Genomic DNA, 23,873 nt, shown 5'->3' with positions numbered 1-23,873 from the left:
CCCGGCCCTCCCTCCCGCTCCCGGGGCGCCCGCCGGGGCGCCGCGGGGGGCTCTCCCGGTGCCCACCCCGGGCCCCCGCGCGGCGGGGCCCCCCGCCCCCGAGGGCGGGGGCCTCGCCCGCGGCGGGGGCCCCGACGACGCCGGCGAAGGACCGGCGGGCGGGGCCGGCCGCGGGTACGGGCTGCCGGCGATGCGCGCGCGGCTGCGGCAGCTCGGTGGCACGCTGACGGTCGAGAGCGCCCCCGGCGAGGGCACCGTCGTCTCCGCCTCGATCCCCCTGGAGCAGCAGCCATGACCACGACTCCCGTCCGGCTGCTGGTCTGCGACGACCACGCGGTGGTCCGGGCCGGCCTGCTCGCGCTGCTCGCGAGCGCGGGCGACTTCGAGGTGGTCGGCGAGGCGAGCACCGGGGAGGAGGCGGTCGCGCTGGCCGACCGGCTGGCGCCGCAGGTCGTGCTGATGGACCTCCAGCTCGGGGACGGCATCGACGGCGTGGAGGCCACCCGCCGGATCACCGCCGCGCCCGGCGGTCCGCACGTGCTGGTGCTGACCACGTACGACACGGACGCCGACATCAGCCGCGCGATCGCCGCCGGGGCCACCGGCTACCTGCTGAAGGCCGAACGGCCGGAGGAGCTGTTCGCCGCCGTCCACGCCGCCGCGCGGGGGAGGACGGTGCTGTCGCCGCCGGTGGCGACCCGGGTGATGGCGCAGATGCGGGCGCCCGCGCCGCAGCTGACCGAGCGCGAGCAGGACATCCTGGAGCAGTTGGCGCAGGGGCTCGGCAACCGGGAGATCGCCCGCGCGCTGTTCATCAGCGAGGCCACCGTGAAGACCCACCTGGGCCGCATCTACGACAAGCTCGGCGTCGACACCCGGTCCGGCGCGGTGGCCGTCGCCAAGGAGCGCAGGCTGCTGCGCTGAGCGCTCGTCCGGTGCCGCTCCGTACTGTCGAAGTGCTCGGAATGTCGGATTCCAGACCGGCGCACGCTCTCCCCCGCACCCCGCACGCGCCCCCGACGGACCGTCGCGCGCCCTGATGCGCCCACAAATACCTGGTGGCGCGGCGTCCACGACCCTGTCACGATTGTGGATGTTTCGTGGATCCCGCTATTGACAAACCAACCACGCGGTTTGTTAGCTTGGGTCCAACGACCTCCCTGGGGGAAGGGGCTCGCCGGGGTCCGTGCGGACCGCCCTCGCCGGAGGGCACCGCCAGGGGGGCCGGCGAGCGGCCGGGGGGTCGGGGGGAGCGGCAGTGCCGAAGCCGCGCGACGAGGGTGGCGCGGAGCGTGTCCGGGGGGGCTCGCTCCGCGCCTCCTCTGCCCACTGATCTGCGCACCGATCTGCACACCGAGGCCCCGCCCGACGCGGGACCCCGCGTCACGCCATCGCGCTCCAGTGGGAACAGCAGACGTACGGCAGCGGCGCGCGGCCGCACCCACCCGCGGCCTGCGTGCGCGACGGGTGCTCCGGACGGTCCGCCCCCGGTGAGCTCGCGATCAGCCCGGCCTCGCCCAAGTCGCCGAACTCCAGCACCAGTTGATAGCCGTCCCGGGTCGTCGCGGCCACCCGCGGCAGCTCCCGGCCGACGCCCAGCGCGGTGATCGTCCAGCCGCGCCGCCGCCAGTGGCCCTCGACCACGCCGGCCAGCACCGCGCGCCGCGCCTCCGACACGATGGTGAGGACGTCCCGTCCGCGCGTGACGTACCAGTGCGGACCGTCGCCGGACCGGGGCGGCGGCAGCCGGACGCCGGACCGGGGCGGCGCGCTCTGCCAGACGGGCATCGGCCGGATCGCGTCGAGCGTGTCCTGGAGCAGCGTCTCGCATCTCGCGGCGGCGACGAGTTGATCGACCGTCGCCTCCCCCAGCGGCCAGGCGGCCGGCTCCTCCGGCCCGAAGCAGGGGCGGCCCACCGGGCATCCGAGGTTCAGGTCGGCACGACCTGGCAGCACTGGGTTCTCCGTACTCCTCCCGGTGTTCAACCCGGGCAGGGATTCCGTCTCTCCTTCGACGGCGCGCGTACGCGATCGGTTCCGGCACCGCCGACGTCGGCGGCTTCTCGCTCGGCGCCGTCGTCGCCACCGCGGCCGCCGCACTGCGCCCGGATCAGGTCCGCCGGCTGGTCGCCACCGCCGGGTGGATCAGCAGCGAGCAGGACGAGTACCTGCGCCTGTCCTTCGCCACCTGGCTGTCGCTCGCCGCCGACCCCGTCGCCTTCGGCCGCTACGCCACCCTCACCGCCTTCAGCCGGGGCTTCCTCAACCGGATCGGCCGAGCTGCCGTCGAGGCCAACACCGCCTACATGCAGCCGACTTCGGGCACGTTGCGGCACATCGCCCTCGACCTCGCGCTGGACCTCGGCCCGCTGCTCCCCCGGGTCCAGGCACCGGCTCTGGTCATCGGCTGCACCCAGGACGCCACCGTGCCGGTGGAGAACACCCGCCGGCTGCACGCCGCCCTCCCCGGCAGCGCGTACGCCGAGTTCGACACCGGGCACATCGTCCTGGCCGAGGAGACCGAGGCGTACACCAGGACCGTCCGCGACTTCCTCGACGGCTGAGCGGGAATCCCGACCGGCTGCCCCCGCGGAACCGGCACGCCCGACCGGCGACCGACCCGGACCGAGCGGGCCCGACCGGCGACCGACCCGCCCCGCGCCGGAGAGAGCACACCGCGGCCCGCCTGGCAAGAGCCACGGCAGAACGTCCGATTCCCGCACACGGCACCGAAATCCGAATTGACTCGACATCAGCTCGCGAGAGGAGATGGGCTTGTCCGTCGCCGCTCCGCACGAGAGCGCGACACGTCATGCAAGGAGACGATGATGCGCATACTCCTCACCGGCCCGGCCGCGGCCGGCCACCTCTTCCCGATGGTGCCCACCGCCCAGGCCCTGCGCGCCGCCGGGCACGACATCCTGTTCGCCGTCTCCCGGCCGCTGGACCAGATCCGCAGCGCCGGCTTCCCGCTCGCCGAGATCGGCGACGGCCGCGACATGCGCGACCTGTTCTCCGAGGCCAACGACGGCCAGCTCAGCTACAGCGGCCACGGCCTCGACCAGGACGGGATCCTGGACATGGCCGCCCGCGCCTTCGCCTACGTCGCCCGTCCCACCGTCGACGGCCTCCTCGACGTCGCCTCCGACTGGGGCGCCGACCTGCTCGTGCACGCCGCGTTCCAGCCCGCGGCCCCGCTGGTGGCGGCCAAGCTCGGGATCCCGTCGGTCCTGCACAACTACGGCATCCCGACCGGCCGCGACATGGTCGAGCGCCTCGCCGGCCACTTCACCGACCTCTACGAGAAGCACGGCGTGGCCGGTCCCGCCACGCCCACCTCGCTCAGCATCGGCCCGCTCGGCGGCGACCCGGACGGCCTGCGGATGCGCTACGTGCCGTACAACGGCGGCGGCCTCGTCCCGGGCGAGTTCCTGGCCCCGGCCGAGCGTCCGCGGGTCCTGATCACCCTGGGCACCGTGGTCACCCAGATGGACGGCGTCAGCGCCGTCTCCCGCCTGATCGAGGCGGCCTCCGCGGTCGACGCCGACTTCCTGCTCGCCGTCGACGGCGCCGACATCGCCCCGCTCGGCACCCTGCCCGGCAACGTCCGCGCCCTGCCCTGGGTGCCGCTCGCCGACCTGGTCCGCCACTGCGACGGCGTGATCCAGCACGGCGGCGCGGGCACCACGGGCACCACCCTCTCGGCCGGTGTCCCTCAGCTGCTGCTCCCCCAGGGCGCCGACAACTTCATGGTCGCCGACGCGCTCGTCGCCGCCGGCATCGCTCTGCGCTCCACCTCGGAGACCGTCGACACCGACGTCCTGAACCGCCTCCTGACCGACACCGACCTCCGCGCCGCCGCCGCCCGCGTCCGCGCCGAGAACGACGCCCTCCCCACCCCCGCCGCCATGGTCCCCACCCTGGAGGCCCTGGCCGCCGCCCGCTGAACCGCCCCGGCACCCGGCAGCCGCAGGCCACCCGGCCTGCGGCTTTCCGCGTTGCGGCGCGGGCACGCGCCGCCGCCCCGCCCGACGGACGCCGCTCCTGCCGGCACGCCGTGCGCTCCGGACAACTGCTCCGGCAGTGTTACCGGTTCTGCCGGTCGCGACGGTCCCGTGGGCGGTGCCCGGCGCAAGCGCAGGTGGGCAGCGGTGCGGTCGGCGGCGGCCGGACGCCCGGGGGCTCCCGCTCCTCTGGCCGGGCTGGAGGAGTGCGCCCAGGCGAGGTCCGTACGGTGGTCGAACCGCAAGGCCGTTCCCCGTGCCGACCCACCAGAGGAGCGTCGCATGAGCCGGTTCGACCAGCTCGCGTACACCGAGGCGGTGCGCCAGGTCCAGGAGGAGATGGGCAGCGCCACCGCCGCCGACCGCCGGCTGCGGCGCCCGGCCGAGGAGGCCGAGCCGCTCACCGGCTCCGAGGCCTCGTTCATCCGCAGCCTCGACGGCTTCCTGTTCGCCAGCGTGGGCCAGACCGGCTGGCCGTACATCCAGTTCCGGGGCGGCCCGACCGGGTTCGTGCACGTGCTGGACGAGCACACGCTCGGCTACCTCAGCGTCCGGGGCAACCGGCAGTACATCACCACCGGCAACCTGCGGGGCGACGACCGGGTCGCGCTCTTCTTCATCGACCACGCGCGCCGGGCACGCCTCAAGCTGTTCGGCCGCGCCGCCGCCGTGCCGATCGGCGACGACCCCGGGCTCGTCGAGCGCCTGAGCGAGCCGCGCACCGAGGGCGCGGTCGAACACGTCGTCACCATCCGGGTCGAGGCGTTCGCCTGGAACTGCCCCAACCACATCACGCCCCGGTTCAGTCAGCGCGAGGTCTCCGACGCCCTGGCGCCGGTCCACAAGCGCCTCGCGCAGCTGGAGCAGGAGAACGCCGCCCTGCGCGCCGAGCTCGCCGCGGGAAAGCCGCAGTAGGACGGGAGCGGCCCCAGGGAGCGGCCCCGGGGGCGTCCCCAGGGGAGCGGCCCCGGGTGCCCGGTGTTCCGGTGACGCACCCGGCTGTCCGCTGACCTAATTCGGCAGCCGGTTCCGGGCGTTGAGAAAGGTCTGCACCAATCCCTAGCCTCGAATCGTCCAAGAACACCGAGGCGAACGGAGACATCGCCCATGGTCAGCGATGTGATCGACCGGAACGGCCGGCTCCAGGAAATCACGGACCGCCTCACCGGCCACGACGGGCAACCCGCCCTCGCCACCCCCGGACCCGTCCGCGACGCCGCCAGGGCCACCGCCGGCGCCGCCGATCCGTCGTGAACCGGCCCCGCATCGGCGTCGACCTCGTGCCGCTCACCCGGATCCACGAACTCCTGCCGGTGCTCAGGCGGTTCCTCTCCACCGACGAGCTGACCGCCTCCCGGACCCCGGACGGCGCGCCCGACCCGTCCGGGATCGCCGGACGGCTGGCCGCCAAGGAGGCCGTCTTCAAGCTGTTCGGCACCGTCGGCCGGCCCGTGCCCTGGCAGGGCATCGAGATCCTGCGCGGCCCCGGCGGCCGCCCCGAGGTCCGGCTGGCCGGCTCGGCCGCCGAACTCGCCGCCGACGCCGGGCTCGGCCCGATCGACATCAGCATCAGCCACGACGGCGGCTTCGCCATCGCCGTCGCGGCCACCACCGCTCCCTGAGCGGGCCCACCACCGTCCGCGCCCTTCGAAGGGAACCGCCATGAGCGCCACCGGCACCGGCACCGCCACCGGCATCGACAAGGTCCGCGACTGGATCCTCGGCCGCCACCCCGGCCGCACCGAACTCGCCCCCGACGTCAACATCATCGAGAGCCGCCTGGTCGACTCGCTCGCCTTCGTCGAGCTCGTCTACACCATCGAGGACGCGGCCGGCATCGAGATCGACTTCGACACCATCGACATCGAGGACTTCCAGTCCCTCGCCACCATCCAGAAGGCGTTCTTCGCCTGAGCCCGAGGAGGGACCACCCATGCACGCCGTTTCCTACACCGCCCAGTGGATGGCCGCCGCCCGCGCCCAGGAGTCCGAACGCGAGGACGCCCTCTTCACCGACCCCCTCGCCCGCGACCTCGCCGCCCCCAAGGGCTTCGAACTGATCGAGCGTTATGTCGGAGGCGGTGTCCTGCCGTTCATCTCGATCAGGACCCGCTACCTGGACGACGCCATCCGCGACATCCTCGCCGAGGGCGGCATCCGGCAGGTCGTCCTCATCGCCGCCGGCATGGACACCCGCGCCTTCCGCCTCGACTGGCCCGACGGCACCGAGCTCTACGAGGTCGACCACGGCCCCCTCATCACGGAGAAGCGCCGCCGCCTCGACGCCCTCGGCGCCGAACCCCGCACCGACCGCCGCGAGGTCTCCGCCGACCTCACCCAGGACTGGCTGCCCACCCTCGAAGCCGCCGGCTTCGACCGCACCCGCCCCACCCTGTGGATCGCCGAGGGGCTGACCTTCTTCCTCACCGAGGACCAGGTCTCCGGCCTGCTCACCCTGCTCGCCTCGGCCTCCGCCCCCGGCAGCCGCCTCGCGTTCGACATGCTCGGCCGGGCCCAGCTGCGCAGCCCGTTCGCCAAGACCTTCCTCGACGCCCTGGCCGCCGACGGCACCCCGTGGGTCTTCGGGACCGACGAGCCCGAGGAGTTCCTGACCGCCAACGGCTGGAAGGCCGTCGACGTCAGCGAGCCCGGCCAGCCCGGCGCCGGCGAGGGCCGCTGGCCCTACGACGTCCAGCCGCGCGACCGCCGCGGCGCCAACCGGCTGTGGCTCGTCCGCGCCGAGATCGCGGCCGCGTGATGAGCGAGCGGACGGCGGAGCGCCGGATCACGCTGGAACGGATCGAGTCGTACGCGCCCGAGCGCAGCGTGCGGATCGAGGAGCTCGGGGAGCACCTCGGTCTGCGCCGCGGTGATCTGGGGGTGTTCCGCAAGTTCTACGGTCTCGACCGGCTGCGGTACGACCCGCAGCTGCCGCTGCTGGACCTGTTGCGGCCGGCGGCGCGCGCGGCGCTGGCCGCCCTGCCCGACGACGGACACGTCGACTACCTCGCCTACGCCCACGTCACCCAGGCCGTCGCCCCGGCCGACACCGACATGGCCCAGGTCGTGCGCGACGACCTCGGACTCACCGGCGCCGAGGCCTTCGGACTGAGCCACCAGGCCTGCGTCAGCAGCCTCGGCGCGATCGAGATCCTCGGCAACCTGCTGCGCGCCGAAGGCCGCGAAGGCGCCCACGCCCTCATGGTCACCGGTGAGCAGGCCTACTCCCCCATCGTGCAACTGGTCCCCAACACGGCGATCATGGCCGACGCCGCGGCCTCCTGCCTGCTCACCCTGGACGGCGACGGCGACATCGTCCGCTCCTTCACCACCCGCACCCTCGGCGAGTACGCCCGCTGGCTGGAGCTCACCCCCGAGCAGAGCACCGAGTACGGCGAGCAGTACGCCGCCAGGATCGCCGAGGTCATCCACCAGGCGCTGGCGGAAGCCGGGTTGACCTTCGACGACGTCGACCTCGTCATCCCCCACAACGTCAACAAGCTCGCCTGGCGCCAGACCGTCAAGGAACTCGGCATCGACCAGGACAAGGTCTTCCTCGACAACGTCCCCGTCTACAGCCACACCTTCGCCGCCGACGTCTTCCTCAACTACACCACCCTGCGCGACACCGGCCGGCTCACCGACGGCGCGCACTACCTCCTGGTCTCCGTCGGCCTCGGCGCCACCTTCGGCGCCATGGTCATCACCCACCGCACCCCGGGAGGCAGCCGGTGAACCGTCAGGACGTGCTGATCACCATCGAGAAGGCGCTGAGCGAGGTCCTGGAGCGACCGATCACCGGGCTGACCGAGGACACCGCGCTCTTCGACGACCTGCGGCTCGACTCCTCGTCCGTCCTCGGGCTGCTGATGACCGTCGAGGAGGCCACCGGGATCGCGGTGGACCCGGACGACCTCGACATCGACCACCTGCGCACCATGCGCTCGTTCGCCGACTACGTCGAGGCCGCGCTGCGGCGGGAAGAGGGGACCTCATGACCGCGCTGGCCCTGCGCGCAGCCACCGCCGTACGCGCCCCGGCCGGCCCCGGCCCGGGCGAGGACGACCCCGCCCTGCTCGCCTACTTCACCGACCTCCTCGCCCCCTTCGGGCAGAAACCCGACCAGGACCTCTACCGCGGCGGCGCCCACCTCCACCACCGGGACCTCGTCGACCTCCTCCTGGCCGCCGACGAGGCCGTCGCGGCCGCCCGGCCCGACCTCGCGATCGTCGCCCACGCCCTGCCCGACCTCGCCCCCTTCACCGCCACCGCCCCCTACCTCACCGCCCGGCTCGGCGGCCGGGCCACCAACTTCGCCCTCACCGAACAGGGCCTCGCCGCGCCCTTCACGGCCCTGCGCATCGCCGCCGCCTACCAGGAGGCCGGCCGGGCCGCCGAGGTCGCCGTCGCCGTCCTCGAACAGACCACCCTGCCCACGCCGTACCCCCTGACGCCGCTGGTCGACTCCGCCGCGCTCCTGGTCCTCCGCGCGGACGCCGGCCCCGGCCCGCGGTTCGCCGGCGCCCACTCCGCCGACCACGCCGGCCCGGCCCTGGCCGCCCGACTCGACGGTCCGGACGCGGACGGCACCCTCCTCGTCCTCGGCCCCCACGTCACCAACAACATCCCCGACCACCCCGCCGTCCACCGCGCCGAACCCGGCAGCTACTGCACCGGCGTCTGGCTCGAACTCGCGCGCCACTGGCAGGACTGGCAGCACGCCCACCGCCGCGTCGTCCTCTGCGACACCGACCCCCGCACCGGCCGCACCCACCTGGCCGTGTTCGCCGACGGCGAGGAGTGACCCGGGTCCACCCGCACCCGCCCGGCGCCGCCACCCGTGGAGGGCCCGGCTCCGGCAGACAACGGACGAGGCAACCGAAGGGACGGCAGGAACAGGATGACCACGGTCAACGAGCAGAGCATCAGGCTGGATTCCGCACGAGCCGGGACGGGCCCGGCCACCTGGGGGCAGCGGGCGATCTGGGGGGTCGTCACCCGGCTCGGCGACGACGCCCCCCGGTACAACCTGCCCACCGAGCTCCCCGTCACCCCGCCCCGCCCCGCCGCCCGCGTCCTCGCGGACCTGACGGAGCTGCTCCACCTCCACGACAGCCTGCACACCAGGCTGCTGCCGGCCGGTGAGGACGGGCTGGAACAGGTCGTGGACGGCAGCGGCGAACTCCCCGTCGAGGTCCGGCGGTGCGCCGCGGCCGAGGCGCCGGAGGCCGGTGCCGCGCTGCGCAAGGAGCTGGCCGGACGCCCCTTCGACCACACCCGGGAATGGCCGCTGAGGGTCGGCCTCGTCGAGTGCGAGGGGCTGGTCCACCGGCTGGTCCTGACCGGTTCGCACGCCGGCATGGACTACTGGGGCCTCGTCCGGCTGCTGCGCGACCTCCGGTCGATCGAGGCGGGCGAGTCGGCCGAGTCGCTGCGCCGGTCCCGCCCCGCCCTCCAGCCGCTGGACGCCGCGGCGGTCCAGGCCTCGCCGCTCGGCCGCCGCCGGGACGAGGCCGCCCGCCGCTACTGGTGCGAGCAACTGGCCGCCGGCCCCCGGCGGATCTTCCGGGAGCCCGCCGCGCCGGAGCTCGCCGCCGATCCGGACCGGCTGTTCCCCAACGCGCTGCTGCGCTCGCCCGCGCTGGCCGTCGCCGTCGAGCGGGTGGCCGAGCACCTGGAGGTGAGTGACGCCGCGGTGCTGCTGGGCGCGGCCTCGCACCAGCTGGCCCGGATGTCCGGCAGCGACGACGTGCTGTTCCAGGTGGTCGTGGGCAACCGCTTCCAGCCGGCCGCCACCGCGGCGGTCAGCACGGTGGCGCAGGAGGCGCTGTTCCGGCTCCCGGACGCGGGCCGGGACTTCGTGGACGCGGTACGGCGGACGCGGTCCGTCTCGTTCGGCGCGTTCCGGCACGCCGCGTACGACAAGTGGGCGCTGGAGCGGGAGGTGGCACGGCTGGTCGAACGGGGGGAGGCGGCCGACCACTCGTACTGGTGGAACGACACCCGGGACCCGGGCAGCGGGCCGTTCGACACCGTCGAGCGGCCGGAGGACGCACTGGGCGAGCTGGCCGGCCGCACCGAGCTGAGCTGGCCGACGGACTTCCCGGCCCGGGTGAACGTCTCGATGGCGGTGGACGTGCTGACCGCCCCGGGCGCCCTGGACCTCGCGATGACGGCCGACCCGGCGGTGCTCGGCCGCGCCGGGATGGAGCAGTTCCTGCGGGGCGTCGAGCAGTTGATCGTCGCCGAGGCGCTCGCGCTGGGGGACGAGTGAGCGCGCGCTACGCGGGAATCGCCTGGACGGGCGCGGGCTACGAGGTCGAGGTCGTCGACGGCGCCGGCCGCAGGGCGGCCGAGCCGAGCCGCTGGGGAGCTGCGGCCGTCACCGGACTCATCTCCCTGATACGGGATTTGAGCTCGGACGACGAACCGGTGGCCGTGGTGCTCGACAGCACCAACGGACTGCTCGACGGCCCGATGACGGCGGCCGGCCTGGAGGTGTACCGCGCGGACCCCTGGGTACTGCCGCCCCGGCCGCGGTTCGGCTCCGTCCCGGCCGCACGCCTGGCGGAGCAGGCCAGGACCGCGCCCGGCACGCTGGCACGGGTGACCGCCGAGGGCGGCAGCCTGACCGGCCGGGCCGACGAGTTCCACGAGGTCGTCCGGCGCAGCGAGCCGACCCGGGCCGCCCTGGTGGCCGCCGGCCGCTGGTTCGAGCACGGTCCGCGGGACGCCCCGCGGGTCGCGCTCACCTTCGACGACGGCCCCGATCCGGTGCACACCCGGCGGGTGCTGGAGATCCTGGACCGCTACGGGGTGCGGGCGACGTTCTTCTGCGTCGGCCACCACGCCGCGGCGCTGCCCGACGAGGTGCGCCGGATCGCCGACGCCGGCCACGAGGTGGGCAACCACTCCTGGTCCCACCCCTTCCTGGCCGATCTGACGGCCGATCAGTTGCGCGAGCAGCTCGACCGCACGGCGGAGGCGGTGGCCCGGGCCACCGGCACGGCCCCGACCCGGTTCCGCCCGCCGTACGGCGCGCTGAGCCCCGAGGTGCCGGCCGTCCTGGAGGACCACCCGGCCACCCTGACCATGTTCGACGTGGACTCCCGCGACTGGACGCGGCCGGGGCCGGAGCGCATCGCGGCGACCGTCCTGGAGTCCGCCGGCCCCGGATCGGTGGTGCTGATGCACGAGGGCGCCGGCGACCGCGGCCAGACCGTCCAGGCCCTCCCGTCGATCGTCGAGGGCCTGCTCGACCGCGGCCTGGAACCGGTCACCGTCGGGGAGCTCGACCCGCCGCCCGTCACCCGACCCTGAACACCACGATCCACCAGCGGAGGACTGAACAGTCATGGAAGAACGCTTGACCGAGCACGCCCCCGCGGCCGCGTCCGCGCGGGTGGAGGACCGGCCCGCCGAGGCGCCGGCGAGCACCGAACCGGCGATCTGGTCCCGTAACTTCCGCTACTACTTCACCGCCCGCAGCGCGGGCCTGCTCAGCTGGGCGATGCTCCCGGTCGCCGTCTCGGCCGGCCTGCTCAGCGGCGGCTACGGCCTGAACGCCGCCGGCTACTCGATGGCCTTCCTGGTGGGCCCGTTCGCCGGCCTGGTGCTGTTCGGCGGCGTCCTCGCGGACCGCTTCACCGCCCGCCGCATGATGATCGCCGCCGACCTGACGAACCTCGTCGCCCACGTGCTGCTCGCGTTCCTGTTCATCCACGGCATCGACCACCTGTGGCAGCTGTACACCCTGCTCGTGGTGGCCGGCACGGCCAACGCCATGTTCCAGCCCGGCGCCTCCTCGACCGTCCCCCTCGTCTCCCGCGACGTCCAGGGCGCCAACGGCGTCCTGCGCACCTCCGAGGCCCTCACCGGCCTCGGTGGCCCGGCCCTGGCCGGCGCCATGGTCGGCCTCGGCGCCACCGGCTGGGTGATGGTGATCTCCGCCCTCGCCTACGGGACCAGCGCGGTCTGTCTGCTCACCCTGCGCCTCGGCGTGGTGCCCGCCCCGCCGGCCGGCGAGAGCCTGTGGCACAACCTGGCCGTCGGCTGGCGGGAGTTCCGCTCCCGCAGCTGGCTGTGGGGCGTCATCGTCATCTGGATGGTCTTCGCGGTGCTCTCCTGGGGTCCGCAGCTGTCGGTCGCCGCCGGCGTCATCGTCCCCGAGCACGGCGCCACCGCCTTCGGCCTGATCAACTGCGCCCTCGGCGCGGGCACCGTGGCGGGCGGCCTGCTCGCGATCCGCTACAAGCCCGAACGCCCCCTGGCCGCCGGTGCGGTGGCGATGCTCGCCTACCCGCTCTACCCGCTCGGCATCGTCCTGGACTGGTCCGTCTGGCTGCTCGCCGCCGCCCAGTTCGCGGTCGGCGTCGGCATCGGCGTGTGGGGCGTCATGTGGGCCACCAGCGTCCAGACCCAGGTCCCCGGCGAGGTCCTCAACCGCGTCCACGCCTACGAAGTCGCCGGCTCCGTCGGCATGTATCCCATCGGCAGCGCCCTCGCCGGCCCCGCCGTCGGCGCCTTCGGCACCGACCGGGTCCTCCAGGTCGGCGTCGTGGTGGCCCTCTGCACCGCCGCCGCCCTCCTCCTCACCCGCCCCATCCGCAGCCTGCGGCGAGTCCCCGCCCAAGCCTGACCACCCCGTCACCCGCACGGCCGCTGACCTGCTACTGTTCTTCCCGTCGGGAGGAAACGATCTCCCGAACAGGCGTCAGCGGTGCTACCAGAGCACGTCCTACTTTCAGTAGGAAGAGTCCGTGCGACCCGGGCCTGGCGCTCCATCACCGGACGAGGTCCGGCACCCACCAGGGTGCCGGGCCTCTTTCGCGTCCCGCCCCGAGTACCGTTGCTGCCGGTCGGCCAAGGGCGGAAAAAGGTCTCGTCACCGTCCTGTCACAGCCGCCCGCCTGAGGAACCGACGGCGCAACGGCGGTGTGTACGGGGCAGGTGCCGGTACTGGACCGGTACCACTCGATCCTTCGGGGGAGACATGCAGCAGAACACGCAGTACGCGAAGAAGGCCCTCAGACCCGCGGTTGCCGTGGTCTCGGCCGCCGCGGCAGCCCTGGTGATCACGGCCTGCGGACCGGGGGACGACCAGCCCGCCACCACCGCGGCCCCGTCGTCGGCGGCGACCGCCCCGACCGCGCCGAGCACCACGCCCGCGGCCCCGGTCAAGGGCGCCACGCCCTCCGCCGCCCCCGTCACGGTCGCCGCGTCGTCCACGCCGTCCGGCGCGGCGGCGCCGACCTGCACGCCAGGCGACCTGAAGGTGGACGCCCACCAGGCGAAGCAGCGTCCCAACGGCACGGGCATCGGAGCGGCGATCGTCGCCTTCACCAATGGCTCCGCGCACCCGTGCACGCTGGAGGGCTTCCCGACGGTGGCCGGCGCGGCCAACGGCTCGCCGGACCACAACGCCCCGCTCGCCGTGACCCGCACCGGCTCCGCCGCGCCCGTCAAGCTGGCCCCGGGCGGCAAGGCCTGGGTGAAGCTCACCTTCGTCCAGGTCCAGGGCGAGGCCGACGGCTACTGCGTCTCGGGCGCCACACCGGTCGCCTACCCCACCCTCGTGCTGGGCCTGCCGGGCGGCGCGGGAGCACACCAAGTGGCCCTGGACGACGGCCTGTTCGCCGAGTGCGACAACAAGGTGACCACCACCGCCCTGCTGGCCACCAGCCCCTCCTGACGCACACCGAGCGCGAACCAGGCCGCGACCCGCCGGCCTGGTCCCGCACCCGCGCACCCCGTCGGCGCTGCGGCGCACCCCGTCAGCCCCGGGTGAACACCCGCCCGTCGAGGTCGTGGAGCCGCTCGGCCCGCGCCGGGCGCGGTCAGCGCCCGCCGAGGGTGAAGCGGAAGCCGTCCCAGCCCTCGGCGACGTCGGCGGGCCTCGCGGCGGGAAGGCCCGCGGCCCGGGCGGCGTCCCGTACGACGTCCGGCCCGACGTGGCCCTCCCGGCCGGACGCGGGGATCAGCAGCCAGATCAGGCCGCGCCCCTCGACCCCTCCCACCTCGTCGAGCGCGTAGGCGAGCAGGTCGGTGAGCTCGCCGTCCTCGGCGCGGAACCACAGGAGCACGGCGTCCACCACGCCCTCCAGGTCCAGGTCGAGGAGGCCCTGCCCGGCGACCGAGTCGACGCTGTCGTGCAGGCCCAGGTCGATGTCGTCGCCGTAGCCTTCCTCCCGGACGACCATGCCGTGCTCGAACCCGAGCCGCAGGGCGCGGTCGCCGAGCTCCTCCTTCTCCTCCGACGCCGCCATGCGTGGTGTTCCTTCCCGCCCCGGGGCGCCGACCGCCCCGCCGACGAGCAGCCAACCAGACGCGTAGGACACCCCGGGTGTGCGGGCCCCGGGAAGCCCACTGTCCAGGGAGTGGAATTGCGCCCGCGGCCGGCGGTGCGCGCGACACCGTGGACACCATGATCCTTCAACCGGAGACCGACGACCTCGCCGCCTACCTCGCGGCGGACGAGGTGATCGACCACCAGCACCCCGAACTGCGGCGCCTGGCCGCCGAGCTGGCCACACCCGAGGCGGCCTTCCACCACGTGCGCGACCGGGTGTGGCACTCCGCCGACGCGGGCGCGTACAGCGGGGCGTTCCGCGCCTCTGAGGTGCTGGCCGCGCGCAACGCGATCTGCCACGGCAAGTCCCACCTGCTGGCCGCACTCCTGCGGGCCCAGGGTGTGCCGGCCGGCCTGTGCTACCAGCGCCTGGAGGACGGCGAGGGCGGCTTCGTGCTGCACGGCCTCAACGCCGTGCACCTGGACGGCCGCTGGTCGCGCCTGGACGCCCGGGGCAACCGCGAGGGCGTGGACGCGCGGTACGACCTGGAGACGGAACGGCTGGCCTGGCCGGTCCGCCCGGAGCTGGGCGAGCGCGACTACCCCGGCGTCTTCGCCGCCCCGCCCGCCCCGCTGCTCCGGGCGCTCGCCCGGGCGGTGCCGGGCGAGTCCGGATACGGCTATCTCCCGGGCGAACTCCCGGACTGAGCGGACGACCGCCGTGCCCGGTGAGGAGCCCGATCACGGGATGGACCGCGTCGTCCCCGGAGCCGCCCTCCGGGAACAACTCGGCGGCCTCCGCACTGCGGGGGAACATGTCCCGCTCGTACGCGGCGAGCGCCGCCTCCACGTCGCCGGGGTGCGCGGCGAGGGCCAGGCCGAGCTCGGCGCCGTCGAGCATGGCCAGGTTGGCGCCCTCGCCGTTCGGGGCCTGGAGGTGGGCGGCGTCGCCGAGCAGGGTCACCCCGGGCACCCGCTCCCACCGGTGCTCGGCCGGGAGGGCGTGGAGGTGGCGCAGGACCGGTGCGGAGTCCGCCTCGGTGATCAGCGCGAGGAGCTCCGGCGCCCAGTCGGCGAACTCCCGCGCGATGCGCGCGGTGACCGCGGCCGCGTCGGTGACGTCGAGGCCCGCGAACCAGTCCAGCGGCTCGGTGATCCCGATGTAGGCGTGCAGGGTGTCGCCGCTCTCCCGGTGCGCGAAGATCTCCCGGTCCGGCGACGACGCCGCGATCATCGAGCCGCCGCCGACCGCCCGCGCGGTGGCCGGGAACCGGGTGCGCGCGTCGGCCAGGTACGTCTCGACGACCGACTTGCCGGCGTACCCGGGCCGGGCGGCCGAGAGCAGCGGCCGCACGCGCGACCACGCGCCGTCGGCGCCGACCAGCAGGTCCGCGACGACTCCGGAGCCGTCGGAGAACGCCACCTCGTGCCGGCCGCCGCCCAGGGGGCGGACGGCGGTCGCCTTGCGCCCCCACCGCACGGTGCCGGCGGGCAGCGAGTCGAGCAGGATCCGCCGCAGGTCGCCGCGCTGCACCTCGGGACGCCCGCCCGTGCCGTCGTCGGCCTGCTCGAACAGGACGGTCCCGTCGCGGTCCAGCACCCGCATCGCCTGGCGCCCCTCCAGCACGATGGCGCGGAACTCCTCCGTCAGCCCGGCCGCCGCCACGGCGAGTTGCCCGTTGTAGTCGTGGATGTCGAGCAGCCCGCCCTGCGTGCGCGCCGACGGGGAGGGATCGGCCTCGTGGACCGCGACCGGGATGCCGTGCAGGTGCAGGACCCGGGCCAAGGTGAGGCCGCCGAGCCCGGCGCCGACGATCGTGACGGGTGTGCGCATGGGTGACTCCTTCGGGATCGGGCCGCCCGATCGGTTCCGGCCGGCCTCCCCGGACGCTGTCAGGCGCCGCCGTCATACCGCCGTCATCCGGCCGTCGGACCCTGCCGGACGACCGGCGGGCCACCGGCATGCGACTGTCCGCACACCACCCGACGCCGCCCGGACCACCCCCGAAAAGCGGGGCGCACGGCCGCCGGTACGCGCCCTCTTCCTCCGGAGGACGACCCGGCCGCCGACTACGCCAACCGTGCGCCCGAACACGTCCCCGGGCCGGCCCGTGCCACCGCCGGCGCCCGCCGCTCCGGCCACCCCGCCGCACGCGCCCGCATCCGGCACGTGCGCCCGGCCACCTGCCGTCCGTACCCGACCTTGTCCCAGCACCCCACTGCTGCGCCCTCTTGACGGTCCGTCAGCACGAGAGGCCCCGGCCACCCCGCCGACCACACATGTGCCACACACAACCCTCAAACCTCGGCCGCACGGCTCGCGGGTGTGGCACGGAAACGCATCGGCTCGCCCGGACGGTCGTTGGTCGTGCAGCGCGTGAGACAGCTCGCGCCGCCGAGCCGGCCGCCGAAGACGTCGGCCGGCTCGGGTCCTTCGCACGAGGAGCCGACCGGTGAGCGACCTTGTCCGCCTCATTCCGCAGCCCAGGGAAGCCGAACGCGCCGACCTGAGCGTTGACGCTCTCGAATTCCTGAAACGGTACGGCCTGCACCCGGCGCCGGAGGCCTACCTCTCGCACGGATACGTGGACCTGTGCCTCAAGGCGTGGCCGACCGCTGGGGGCGCCCCGCTGCGCCTGGCCGCCCGCTGGGCCCTGTGGACGTGGACAACCGACGACCTGCTGGACGGAGACCTCCGCGGCGCCCCGCTGGACGCGGTCGGGAGGCTGACCCGGTCGCTGCTGTGCGTCTGCGCCGAGAGCGACCGGCCCGCACCCGACGACCATCCCGCGGTCCACGCGCTGGCGGAGCTGGTCCGGGAGAGCCGCGCGATGATGCCCGACTTCTGGTGGCAGCGCTACCGCGAGCAGCTGGCCGCCTGGATCGTCGCCGCACGCGACAAACTGGTGCACTACGTGCAGCCGGGACGAACGCCCACGCTGCGCGAGTACCTGATGCTCCGTCCGGCCGACGGCGGCATGCTGCTGGCCGCGATGTGGTGCGAACTCGCCGACCAGTGCATCACGCCGCACTGGGGCGACCCCATGGTGCAGGACCTCCTGGACGCCTTCTCGACCTGCGGGATCCTCACGAACGACCTCGCGGCCGACGGCGGCAAGGACGAGACCTTCAACGCCATCGCCGCCCGGATGGCCGACGGCGGCCTGTCCGCGGCGCAGGCCCGCCAGGACGTGAGCGAGCGGCTGGACGCGGAAGAACGGCGCTTCTGCTGGCTCCACTCGGCGGTGCGGCGCGGCTTCCACGCCGGACCGCCCCCCGCGGCCGACGCCGCCGCCGGCCCCCCGGTGGACCAGGTCCTGGACACCCACCGCTTCGCCCTGCTCCTGGACCAGTTCCTCGCCGCCCTCACCACATGGACCGGCACCAGCGCCCGGTACCCGGTGCTGCCCGGCACCCCGCAACCGGCGCGCCGCGCCCTGCGCGACGTCCTGATCACCCCCGCCGTCCGCACGTGGAAGGCCGTGGGCCCGCGCTCCCGGCGGACCCGGACGAGCGCCGCCCCGGCCCGCTGAATCCCCGGGCGCCGACCGGCGTTCTGCAGGGCTGATGGCTCAAGTCGACCCGGCCCCCGGGCAGATCCCGGCAACCCGCCCCCCCAGGAGCCGACCGCAGCCGGTGGCACCGCGCCCGTCCCCGGGCCGGTGCCACCGCCGTTGACGGCACCGAGCCCGTCACAGGCAGGGCAACCAGGAGCCCCGCCGTCCGCGCCCGGCCCGGGGAGTGGCAGGCTACGGGGCGGTGAGCAGGCACAACACACACGGGAGGCAGAGGTCGTGATGCCGGCCCTGGAGAGCACCTGGACCTGGGAACGCGACCGGCCGCTCAAGTACGTCCTGGCCGAAGAGGAGTGGGACGGCGAGCCGACCGTGTGGGCGCGCTGCGCCGAGGCCGACGGCTTCTTCGTCGAACCGGCCCCGCACCGCAAGCGGCTGACGCTCGTGGGCTGCGCCCCGACCGGCCGCCTGCTCAAGGCGGCCGAGCACGCCCGGCACCGGCCCGGCGGACCCGTCGACCTCGGGGCCCTCGGCCTCATCGTGGACTTCACCGCGCCCGGGACGGACCCTGAGAAGGACCCGTACGGCGGCTACCGCGACGACCACTGGGAGCTGCTCGCCCCCGTCCTGACCGGGTGCGCGCCCTCCGGCCTCGGCACGTCCCTGTTCGACCTGGTCGTCGAGGCCGGGGTCGACGGCCCCGGATGGCGCGACGAGCCCGCGGACGCCGAATGGCGGCTGTTCAACGGACCGGGCGGAGGCGGGCTCGGCGCGTGCCACCGCGTCGAAGGCCTCTATCGCGGCGTGCCCGCGTCCCCGCCGATGCGGCTCATCGGCTGCGAGCCCGGCGAGAGGCTGCTGCGCCGGCTGGTGCGCCCGCGGGGCGACGGCGACCGGGTGACACTGCTCGCCGTGGACCGGACCGGCCGGGTGATGCGCCACCAGGAGCACATGCCGCTCAACGTCATCGCCTCCCGCCCGTCCGTGCTCGGCGGGACCCTGCTGGACCTGTGGCTGGCCGAGGGCCCCGCCGTCCGGCCCGTGCCGGCGGCCCGGCCGGTGTGGGACGCCTGGTTCGAGGGGCCGCCGGCCGAGGCCGGCACCTGGGCCGCGTTCCCGTCCGAGGGCCGGAAGGAGTGGGCCGCCTTCGCCGCCGCCCGTCAGGACGCCGGCCGTCAGGAAGCCGGCCGGCCCCCGACGGGCCCCGTACGGCACCTCGACGGGCGGCACGTGACCGACGTGCCGGGACTGGTGTGCGCGATCGGCGAGGCGGTCGCCGGCCCCGGCGGCCACTACGCCCAGTGCTGGCACGTGCTGCGCGGCTGCCCGTGCGGCGGGGACCTGCCGCCCGCGCCGTTCACCCTGGTCTGGCACGACGCCGAGGTCGCCCGGCACGCGCTCGCCGAGGTGACCGTGGACACGGAGGGCGAGACGCCGTACGTCGACGACGTCCTCCGACTGCTCGCGCGGGTGGGCATCACCGTCGAACTGCGCTGATCTTCCCCCGGGGCGCCACCGCGCCCTCGTCCAGGTCAGGCGTCGAGCACCTGGCCGGCGCGCTTGACGACCGGCCCTTCCGTCGACCAGGGGAACTCGATCCAGTCGTCGGTCTTCTTCCACACATACTCGCACTTCACGAGCGAGTGCGACTTCTCGTAGATCACGGCGGACCGCACCTCGGCGACGTGGCCGAGGCAGAAGTCGTGTACCAGCTTCAGCGTCTTGCCCGTGTCGGCGACGTCGTCGGCGATCAGCACCTTCTTGTTGGTGAAGTCGATCGCCGCGGGCACCGGCGCCAGCATGACGGGCATCTCCAGGGTGGTGCCCACGCCCGTGTAGAACTCGACGTTCACCAGGTGGATGTTCTTGCAGTCCAGCGCGTACGCCAGACCGCCCGCCACGAACACGCCGCCACGGGCGATGCTCAGGACGAGGTCGGGCTCGTACCCGTCGGCGGCGATCGTGTGCGCCAGCTCGCGCACCGCCCGCCCGAACATCTCGTAAGTCAAGGTCTCGCGCACGTCGGTCACAGCGCCCAGTCTCCCCGCCCGCCGCCCGGGTGGCGAGCACCGGCACGCCGGGGGAGCACCGGCGGGGCGGCCCCGGCCCCTGGACCCCGGCCTCCGGACCCCGGACCCGCCCCGCCGTCCGCCGCCGACGGGATGCTAGAAATCCCTCGTGGACGTTCCCCCCGAGCCCTCGACCCTGCGCGTCTTCATCGCGCTGGCCCCGCCCGACGACGCCAAGGACGAACTGGCCCGGGCCCTGCAGCCCGCCTACGCCATGTACCCGCGGCTACGCTGGAACCGGATCGAGGACTGGCACATCACCCTGGCCTTCCTCGGCGAACTCCCCTCCACCACAGTACCGTTGCTGCAGTCCGTACTCGCCGGCCGGGCCGCCTTCCATCCCGCCCTGCAACTGGCCCTGCACGGCGGCGGCCACTTCGACGAGCGGCTGCTGTGGAGCGGCATCGACGGCGACCTGGAAGGACTGCACCAGCTCGCCGCCGACGTCCGCGACCTGATCGCCTCCTGCGGCATCGCCTTCCGCAGCCGCCCGCTGCGCCCCCACCTGACCCTGGCACGCGCGCGCCGCGACGATCCCACCAGCGTGCCCCGGGCCGCGGCCGGCCTCGACGGATTCGCGGGCCGGCCCTGGCAGGCCGAGCGCCTCCACCTGGTCGGCAGCAACACCGGCCGCGGCCCCGGCCCGATCCGCTACCGCGACATCGAGGCCTGGCCGTTCGGCACCGCGGCCCGCACCGGCGGCGACGGCGCCCCCGCCGGGCCGTAGCCGACCGGCGAACGCCCCCTCTTACAGCGGGGTCAGGACGTCCTGGTGCGCCCCGTCGAGGACGAGGCCGTTGTCCAGCCGGACCCGGACCGTCACCTGCTTCCCCCGTTCCCGGTGGGCGGCCCACTGCGGCTCCAGCACGGCGATCCCGGCCTCCAGCCGCTCCCGGCTGGCCGCCGGCATGGTGTGCCCGTAGTCCTCGAACAGCGCCTTGAGACGCAGGTACTCGCGGACCTCGTGGCTCTCGGGGAGTTCGTCCACCCGCTCGACGGTGCCCTCGATCCCCGCCCCCAGCGAGAGGAACCCGACGACGGCCCCGGCCTCTCCGGCGACCGCCTCACCGAGGGCGAGGTCCTCGGCCAACCTGACGCGCAGGCCTTCCACCAGGGTCATCCGCTTCTCTGCCTCTCCATCGACTCTCCAGCAGCCCGGTCATTATCGTCCCCGCACCCGGTACCCCCGCGATCGCGCGAGTGGACGCCTGCCACACTGTGCGCCATGAGTGACCATGAACCCCATGCCCCGGCGCAGCTTTCCGAGGCACTGCACCGCAGGCTGGAGCGGATCGAACGGCTCCTGGAGCCCGAGAAGCCGGAGCGCCCGGCGTGGCGTTCGGTCACTCTCGGTGAGCAGCGGTGGGCGGTCTCGCTGGCCATCCTGGTCGCCGTGGGCCTGCAGCTGGCCCTGCCGACCCGCCTGACCATCCACCCGCACTGGATGCTGCCAGCCCTGGAGCTGGCGCTGCTGGTGGCCCTGGCGGTCCTCAACCCGCACAAGCGCATCGACCAGACGTCGCGGCTGCTGCGGCTGATGAGCCTGGCCATGGTGGCGGTGATCAGCCTGGCCAACGGCTGGTCGGCGGTGAAGCTGGTGCGCGACCTGATCCACACCTCCGCCTCGCCGGGCGCGCTGGCGCTGCTCGGCACCGGCGGCGCGGTGTGGGCGACCAACATCATCGCCTTCTCGCTCTGGTACTGGGAGTGGGACCGGGGCGGCCCGGCGGCCCGCGCCCAGGGGGTGAAGGCCTACCCGGACTTCCTCTTCCCGCAGATGCAGCAGGAGGGCATCGCGGAGCCGGGCTGGGAGCCCTCCTACCCGGACTACCTGTACGTGGCGTTCACCAACGCCTGCGCCTTCAGCCCGACGGACACCATGCCGCTGTCGGTCTGGGCGAAACTGCTGATGATGACGCAGTCGGCGGTCTCCCTGATCACGGTGGTCCTGGTGGTGGCCCGCGCGGTCGGCATCCTGCAGTAACAGCCCGGCCCCGCTCCCGGTTCTACTCCGGCTCCGGCCGGTCCCAGTTCGCGGTGACGCGGGCCCGTTCCGCCTCGATGAGCGGCCGGACCACGTCGTCGACGGACCGGTGGGAGATCTCGGCGAAACCGTGGAGCCAGTCCGCGAGGTCGGCGGGCAGACGGAGGGTGACGCGGCGGGGCGGGGGGAGCTCGGGCATCGGGCCTCCAACGGGACGCAGCGGGAGCAGGGCGGTGGGCCGTGCCCGATCAGCTTGCCTCAGCGGGGCCGGGGTCGGCCAGCAGGTCGGTGGCCCGGTGGGTCCGCTGGTACAGGACGTGTGCTCCGGTGCGGGTGCGGGTGATCAGTCCGGTGCGGTGCAGGATGCCGAGGTGGTAGGAGACCGTGCTGGTGGCGAGGAAGTGCCGCTCGCTCAACTCCGCCGTGGTGCGGGCGGCGTGCAGGTCGGACAGCAGGCGGGCGCGGGTCGCCCCGAGCAGGGCGGGGACCGTGCGCCCCGGGCCGGTGGCGGGCCCGGGCCGGGAGGGGTAGGCGAGCATCGGCTCGCGGTCGGCGGGCGAGGGCACCGAGTCGACGACCACGCGCAGGCCGGCGGGGAACACCGAGGGGGTCAGGACCAGGCCGGTGCTGCCGGGGATCCGGGCCTGGAAGCGGCCGACCAGGTTCAGCCGGTCGTCGTTCCAGTGCACCCGGGGATGCAGGGTGGCCAGCATGCCGGCCAGGCCGTGGCGGGCGGTGGTCCGCGCCCGGTGGGTGATGTCCTCCTCCATGCGGCTGCGCAGGGCCGGCCAGTGCGGGGCGAGGGCCGAGTCCCACAGCCGTTCCAGCTCGGCTGCCACCAGCTCGGCGAAGTCCCGCTCGCCCCGCTCCAGGGCCTCGCGCAGGACCACGGGGACCACCCGGCCCGCCAGACGCTCCGCACGGACCCCCTGGGCCATGATCCGCAGCTCCCAGCGCAGACGGGCGGAGCCCGTGGTGGCCACCGCGTGCAGTTCCTCCTGCACCGGGGCCTCCGGGGTCTGCGGCTGCGGGGTCAGGAAGTCCGGCACGTAGTCCCACGAACCGCCGAACAGCGCGCTCAGCAGAACGAGCCTGCGCTCGCGGACGGCCTCCTGGACCCTGCCCCGCCAACCGCCGCCGCCCGGCCGCTCGTTGCCACGCAGGAGACCGAGCGCACCGACCGCGGTGCTGAGCGGCGAGATCGCGAACCGGGTGTTCGCGAGGACGGCGCGGTCCATGTCGAGACAGAGCACGACACCCCCCGAGGTTCGGCCGTCGGCCGCCCGAACGGCCGGCGTCATGAGTCTTCGAACGTCATCGAATCACTCGAAGGGCAGCCCCGTCAGCCGGTTCCCTTGAACCGGGAACGGGCGGCACGACCGCACCACTCCCCGGGGGGTCCACCCACGACACACACGGCCCTCGAAGAACGACCCGACCTCCGGAACTCGCAGGCAGTCGTACGGACTTGTCCGGGAAACCGGCCTCCGGACGGAGCCCGCGGGCACGGTGGGTCGAGGCAGTCAGCCACCGAACACCAGGAGGTATGGAAACCGATGATCAGGAAGCGCACCGCCACCCGCCTCGCCGCCGTCGCCGCCGTTGCGACCGTCGGCCTGAGCCTCAGCACCGGGATGGCGTCGGCCGACGCCACCTTCTCGGCCAACGTCCCCGGTTGTGCCGGGGGCATGGTCGACACGTTCTCCAACGGGCACGACTGGGTGCGGGGCTACGTGGCCTCCACCATGGGCGACTACTGCACCGTGGCCCTCAGGCAGTCGAACGGCAACGGTCAGGACAAGGGGACCTACGGTCCCAGGGTCTGGACCGACCCCTTCCTGGACGCCGGTATCACCTCGTACGTCGTCGTGTGCAACGGATCCACCGGCCGCTGCGCCACCAGCCAGTCGTACTGACGGACGCCGCCGGTCCCGTCCTGGCCCCTCCCGGGGGAAGGGGCCATGACGGGACCAGAACGGGAACCAGTGCCGCGACCCGGAACGTGGCCGTCCC

General features: G+C 74.3%; 28 protein-coding genes and 1 pseudogene. 22 read left to right on the top strand and 7 right to left on the bottom strand.

The window, feature by feature from the left end; all coding sequences use genetic code 11:
• Positions 1–295: ATP-binding protein (locus ACFV4F_RS19520; protein ID WP_380503988.1), on the top strand; the 295-nt coding region annotated here is incomplete at its 5' end.
• Positions 292–924, top strand: coding sequence for a response regulator (locus ACFV4F_RS19515; RefSeq protein ID WP_380442759.1), 633 nt, complete (start codon positions 292–294; stop codon positions 922–924). The genes ACFV4F_RS19520 and ACFV4F_RS19515, both read left to right, overlap by 4 nt.
• A 459-nt stretch (positions 925–1,383) precedes the next feature.
• On the opposite strand, the gene ACFV4F_RS19510 is transcribed toward ACFV4F_RS19515, so the two are convergent.
• Positions 1,384–1,956 carry a hypothetical protein gene (locus tag ACFV4F_RS19510; protein ID WP_380442757.1) on the bottom strand — a complete coding sequence of 191 codons (573 nt, stop codon included), beginning with the start codon at positions 1,954–1,956 and terminating at the stop codon, positions 1,384–1,386.
• Here ACFV4F_RS19510 and ACFV4F_RS19505 point away from each other — a divergent pair.
• The 14 genes from ACFV4F_RS19505 to ACFV4F_RS19440 all read left to right on the top strand — a co-directional run bounded on the left by ACFV4F_RS19505 (position 1,923) and on the right by ACFV4F_RS19440 (position 13,695).
• On the top strand, positions 1,923–2,564 hold the full coding sequence (locus tag ACFV4F_RS19505; protein WP_380504039.1) for an alpha/beta fold hydrolase: 642 nt from the start codon (positions 1,923–1,925) through the stop codon (positions 2,562–2,564). The genes ACFV4F_RS19510 and ACFV4F_RS19505 overlap by 34 nt on opposite strands.
• Positions 2,565–2,825: 261 nt before the next feature.
• On the top strand, positions 2,826–3,947 hold the full coding sequence (locus ACFV4F_RS19500; protein WP_380442755.1) for a nucleotide disphospho-sugar-binding domain-containing protein: 1,122 nt from the start codon (positions 2,826–2,828) through the stop codon (positions 3,945–3,947).
• Between the two features lie 339 nt (positions 3,948–4,286).
• Positions 4,287–4,919, top strand: coding sequence for a pyridoxamine 5'-phosphate oxidase family protein (locus tag ACFV4F_RS19495; RefSeq protein WP_380503985.1), 633 nt, complete (start codon positions 4,287–4,289; stop codon positions 4,917–4,919).
• 192 nt (positions 4,920–5,111) lie between these two features.
• Positions 5,112–5,258 (top strand): hypothetical protein, encoded by a 147-nt coding sequence (locus ACFV4F_RS19490; RefSeq protein WP_380442751.1) that lies wholly within the window; start codon positions 5,112–5,114, stop codon positions 5,256–5,258.
• Positions 5,255–5,626 (top strand): holo-ACP synthase, encoded by a 372-nt coding sequence (locus ACFV4F_RS19485; protein ID WP_380442749.1) that lies wholly within the window; start codon positions 5,255–5,257, stop codon positions 5,624–5,626. Before ACFV4F_RS19490 ends, ACFV4F_RS19485 begins: the two co-directional genes overlap by 4 nt.
• A gap of 40 nt (positions 5,627–5,666) precedes the next feature.
• Positions 5,667–5,918 carry an acyl carrier protein gene (locus ACFV4F_RS19480; protein ID WP_380442747.1) on the top strand — a complete coding sequence of 84 codons (252 nt, stop codon included), beginning with the start codon at positions 5,667–5,669 and terminating at the stop codon, positions 5,916–5,918.
• 19 nt (positions 5,919–5,937) lie between these two features.
• Positions 5,938–6,762: a class I SAM-dependent methyltransferase gene (locus ACFV4F_RS19475; protein ID WP_380503982.1), complete on the top strand. Its 825-nt coding sequence runs from the start codon at positions 5,938–5,940 to the stop codon at positions 6,760–6,762.
• The gene (locus tag ACFV4F_RS19470; protein ID WP_380442742.1) at positions 6,762–7,739 is read left to right on the top strand and encodes a 3-oxoacyl-[acyl-carrier-protein] synthase III C-terminal domain-containing protein; all 978 of its coding nucleotides are present in this window, start codon (positions 6,762–6,764) and stop codon (positions 7,737–7,739) included. The genes ACFV4F_RS19475 and ACFV4F_RS19470 overlap by 1 nt, the downstream gene beginning before the upstream one ends.
• Positions 7,736–8,002: an acyl carrier protein gene (locus tag ACFV4F_RS19465; protein ID WP_359970354.1), complete on the top strand. Its 267-nt coding sequence runs from the start codon at positions 7,736–7,738 to the stop codon at positions 8,000–8,002. The genes ACFV4F_RS19470 and ACFV4F_RS19465 overlap by 4 nt, the downstream gene beginning before the upstream one ends.
• Positions 7,999–8,808: a hypothetical protein gene (locus ACFV4F_RS19460; RefSeq protein ID WP_380503980.1), complete on the top strand. Its 810-nt coding sequence runs from the start codon at positions 7,999–8,001 to the stop codon at positions 8,806–8,808. The genes ACFV4F_RS19465 and ACFV4F_RS19460 overlap by 4 nt, the downstream gene beginning before the upstream one ends.
• Positions 8,809–8,904: 96 nt before the next feature.
• Positions 8,905–10,278 (top strand): condensation domain-containing protein, encoded by a 1,374-nt coding sequence (locus ACFV4F_RS19455; RefSeq protein ID WP_380503978.1) that lies wholly within the window; start codon positions 8,905–8,907, stop codon positions 10,276–10,278.
• Entirely contained in the window at positions 10,275–11,324 is a 1,050-nt protein-coding gene (locus ACFV4F_RS19450) for a polysaccharide deacetylase family protein (protein ID WP_380503975.1), read from the top strand. The genes ACFV4F_RS19455 and ACFV4F_RS19450 overlap by 4 nt, the downstream gene beginning before the upstream one ends.
• A 34-nt stretch (positions 11,325–11,358) precedes the next feature.
• Positions 11,359–12,642, top strand: a complete 1,284-nt coding sequence (locus ACFV4F_RS19445; protein WP_380503972.1) for an MFS transporter — start codon at positions 11,359–11,361, stop codon at positions 12,640–12,642.
• Positions 12,643–12,996: 354 nt separating this feature from the next.
• A complete protein-coding gene (locus tag ACFV4F_RS19440) occupies positions 12,997–13,695 on the top strand; it encodes a DUF4232 domain-containing protein (RefSeq protein WP_380503969.1) in 699 nt (232 codons plus the stop codon).
• Between the two features lie 145 nt (positions 13,696–13,840).
• Here the strand turns inward: ACFV4F_RS19440 and ACFV4F_RS19435 are convergent, their stop codons facing one another.
• Positions 13,841–14,269 carry a DUF3052 family protein gene (locus tag ACFV4F_RS19435; RefSeq protein ID WP_380503966.1) on the bottom strand — a complete coding sequence of 143 codons (429 nt, stop codon included), beginning with the start codon at positions 14,267–14,269 and terminating at the stop codon, positions 13,841–13,843.
• A 158-nt stretch (positions 14,270–14,427) separates the two neighbouring features.
• Between ACFV4F_RS19435 and ACFV4F_RS19430 the strand changes: the two genes are divergently transcribed.
• Positions 14,428–15,000, top strand: coding sequence for a transglutaminase family protein (locus tag ACFV4F_RS19430; protein WP_380495989.1), 573 nt, complete (start codon positions 14,428–14,430; stop codon positions 14,998–15,000).
• A gap of 7 nt (positions 15,001–15,007) precedes the next feature.
• On the opposite strand, the pseudogene ACFV4F_RS19425 reads toward ACFV4F_RS19430, so the two are convergent.
• Positions 15,008–16,126: pseudogene (locus ACFV4F_RS19425) on the bottom strand (FAD-dependent oxidoreductase); the annotation flags it as partial.
• Between the two features lie 619 nt (positions 16,127–16,745).
• Between ACFV4F_RS19425 and ACFV4F_RS19420 the strand changes: the two are divergent.
• Entirely contained in the window at positions 16,746–17,825 is a 1,080-nt protein-coding gene (locus tag ACFV4F_RS19420; RefSeq protein ID WP_380448055.1) for a terpene synthase family protein, read from the top strand.
• A gap of 261 nt (positions 17,826–18,086) precedes the next feature.
• A complete protein-coding gene (locus ACFV4F_RS19415; protein ID WP_380503963.1) occupies positions 18,087–19,304 on the top strand; it encodes a hypothetical protein in 1,218 nt (405 codons plus the stop codon).
• Between the two features lie 35 nt (positions 19,305–19,339).
• On the opposite strand, the gene ACFV4F_RS19410 is transcribed toward ACFV4F_RS19415, so the two are convergent.
• Positions 19,340–19,837 (bottom strand): phosphoribosyltransferase, encoded by a 498-nt coding sequence (locus ACFV4F_RS19410; protein WP_380503960.1) that lies wholly within the window; start codon positions 19,835–19,837, stop codon positions 19,340–19,342.
• Between the two features lie 148 nt (positions 19,838–19,985).
• Here ACFV4F_RS19410 and thpR point away from each other — a divergent pair, with 148 nt between their 5' ends.
• On the top strand, positions 19,986–20,603 hold the full coding sequence (gene thpR / locus ACFV4F_RS19405; RefSeq protein ID WP_380503957.1) for an RNA 2',3'-cyclic phosphodiesterase: 618 nt from the start codon (positions 19,986–19,988) through the stop codon (positions 20,601–20,603).
• Between the two features lie 21 nt (positions 20,604–20,624).
• On the opposite strand, the gene ACFV4F_RS19400 is transcribed toward thpR, so the two are convergent.
• Complete coding sequence (locus ACFV4F_RS19400) at positions 20,625–20,996, bottom strand: hypothetical protein (protein ID WP_380503954.1); 372 nt, start codon at positions 20,994–20,996, stop codon at positions 20,625–20,627.
• Positions 20,997–21,101: 105 nt separating this feature from the next.
• Here ACFV4F_RS19400 and ACFV4F_RS19395 point away from each other — a divergent pair, with 105 nt between their 5' ends.
• The gene (locus tag ACFV4F_RS19395; RefSeq protein WP_380503951.1) at positions 21,102–21,860 is read left to right on the top strand and encodes a hypothetical protein; all 759 of its coding nucleotides are present in this window, start codon (positions 21,102–21,104) and stop codon (positions 21,858–21,860) included.
• A gap of 22 nt (positions 21,861–21,882) precedes the next feature.
• On the opposite strand, the gene ACFV4F_RS19390 is transcribed toward ACFV4F_RS19395, so the two are convergent.
• Both ACFV4F_RS19390 and ACFV4F_RS19385 read right to left on the bottom strand, forming a co-directional pair.
• Entirely contained in the window at positions 21,883–22,059 is a 177-nt protein-coding gene (locus ACFV4F_RS19390) for a hypothetical protein (protein ID WP_380448067.1), read from the bottom strand.
• Positions 22,060–22,108: 49 nt separating this feature from the next.
• Positions 22,109–23,113, bottom strand: a complete 1,005-nt coding sequence (locus ACFV4F_RS19385) for an ArsR/SmtB family transcription factor (RefSeq protein ID WP_380503948.1) — start codon at positions 23,111–23,113, stop codon at positions 22,109–22,111.
• A gap of 303 nt (positions 23,114–23,416) precedes the next feature.
• Between ACFV4F_RS19385 and ACFV4F_RS19380 the strand changes: the two genes are divergently transcribed.
• The gene (locus ACFV4F_RS19380) at positions 23,417–23,776 is read left to right on the top strand and encodes a hypothetical protein (RefSeq protein ID WP_380448071.1); all 360 of its coding nucleotides are present in this window, start codon (positions 23,417–23,419) and stop codon (positions 23,774–23,776) included.
• The last annotated feature ends 97 nt before the right edge of the window (positions 23,777–23,873 follow it).

This window comes from Kitasatospora sp. NPDC059722 (genome assembly GCF_042733235.1).
GTDB lineage: Bacteria > Actinomycetota > Actinomycetes > Streptomycetales > Streptomycetaceae > Kitasatospora.
This window is presented reverse-complemented; position numbering and strand designations above follow the sequence as displayed.

Coding starts and splice junctions, on each gene's coding strand:
- ACFV4F_RS19400 (WP_380503954.1), bottom strand. CDS start 20,996: ATGACCCTGGTGGAAGGCCTGCGCGTCAGGTTGGCCGAGGACCTCGCC.
- ACFV4F_RS19480 (WP_380442747.1), top strand. CDS start 5,667: ATGAGCGCCACCGGCACCGGCACCGCCACCGGCATCGACAAGGTCCGC.
- ACFV4F_RS19395 (WP_380503951.1), top strand. CDS start 21,102: ATGAGTGACCATGAACCCCATGCCCCGGCGCAGCTTTCCGAGGCACTG.
- ACFV4F_RS19475 (WP_380503982.1), top strand. CDS start 5,938: ATGCACGCCGTTTCCTACACCGCCCAGTGGATGGCCGCCGCCCGCGCC.
- ACFV4F_RS19390 (WP_380448067.1), bottom strand. CDS start 22,059: ATGCCCGAGCTCCCCCCGCCCCGCCGCGTCACCCTCCGTCTGCCCGCC.
- ACFV4F_RS19490 (WP_380442751.1), top strand. CDS start 5,112: ATGGTCAGCGATGTGATCGACCGGAACGGCCGGCTCCAGGAAATCACG.
- ACFV4F_RS19435 (WP_380503966.1), bottom strand. CDS start 14,269: ATGGCGGCGTCGGAGGAGAAGGAGGAGCTCGGCGACCGCGCCCTGCGG.
- ACFV4F_RS19515 (WP_380442759.1), top strand. CDS start 292: ATGACCACGACTCCCGTCCGGCTGCTGGTCTGCGACGACCACGCGGTG.
- ACFV4F_RS19460 (WP_380503980.1), top strand. CDS start 7,999: ATGACCGCGCTGGCCCTGCGCGCAGCCACCGCCGTACGCGCCCCGGCC.
- ACFV4F_RS19455 (WP_380503978.1), top strand. CDS start 8,905: ATGACCACGGTCAACGAGCAGAGCATCAGGCTGGATTCCGCACGAGCC.
- ACFV4F_RS19430 (WP_380495989.1), top strand. CDS start 14,428: ATGATCCTTCAACCGGAGACCGACGACCTCGCCGCCTACCTCGCGGCG.
- ACFV4F_RS19380 (WP_380448071.1), top strand. CDS start 23,417: ATGATCAGGAAGCGCACCGCCACCCGCCTCGCCGCCGTCGCCGCCGTT.
- ACFV4F_RS19500 (WP_380442755.1), top strand. CDS start 2,826: ATGATGCGCATACTCCTCACCGGCCCGGCCGCGGCCGGCCACCTCTTC.
- ACFV4F_RS19470 (WP_380442742.1), top strand. CDS start 6,762: ATGAGCGAGCGGACGGCGGAGCGCCGGATCACGCTGGAACGGATCGAG.
- ACFV4F_RS19495 (WP_380503985.1), top strand. CDS start 4,287: ATGAGCCGGTTCGACCAGCTCGCGTACACCGAGGCGGTGCGCCAGGTC.
- ACFV4F_RS19445 (WP_380503972.1), top strand. CDS start 11,359: ATGGAAGAACGCTTGACCGAGCACGCCCCCGCGGCCGCGTCCGCGCGG.
- ACFV4F_RS19440 (WP_380503969.1), top strand. CDS start 12,997: ATGCAGCAGAACACGCAGTACGCGAAGAAGGCCCTCAGACCCGCGGTT.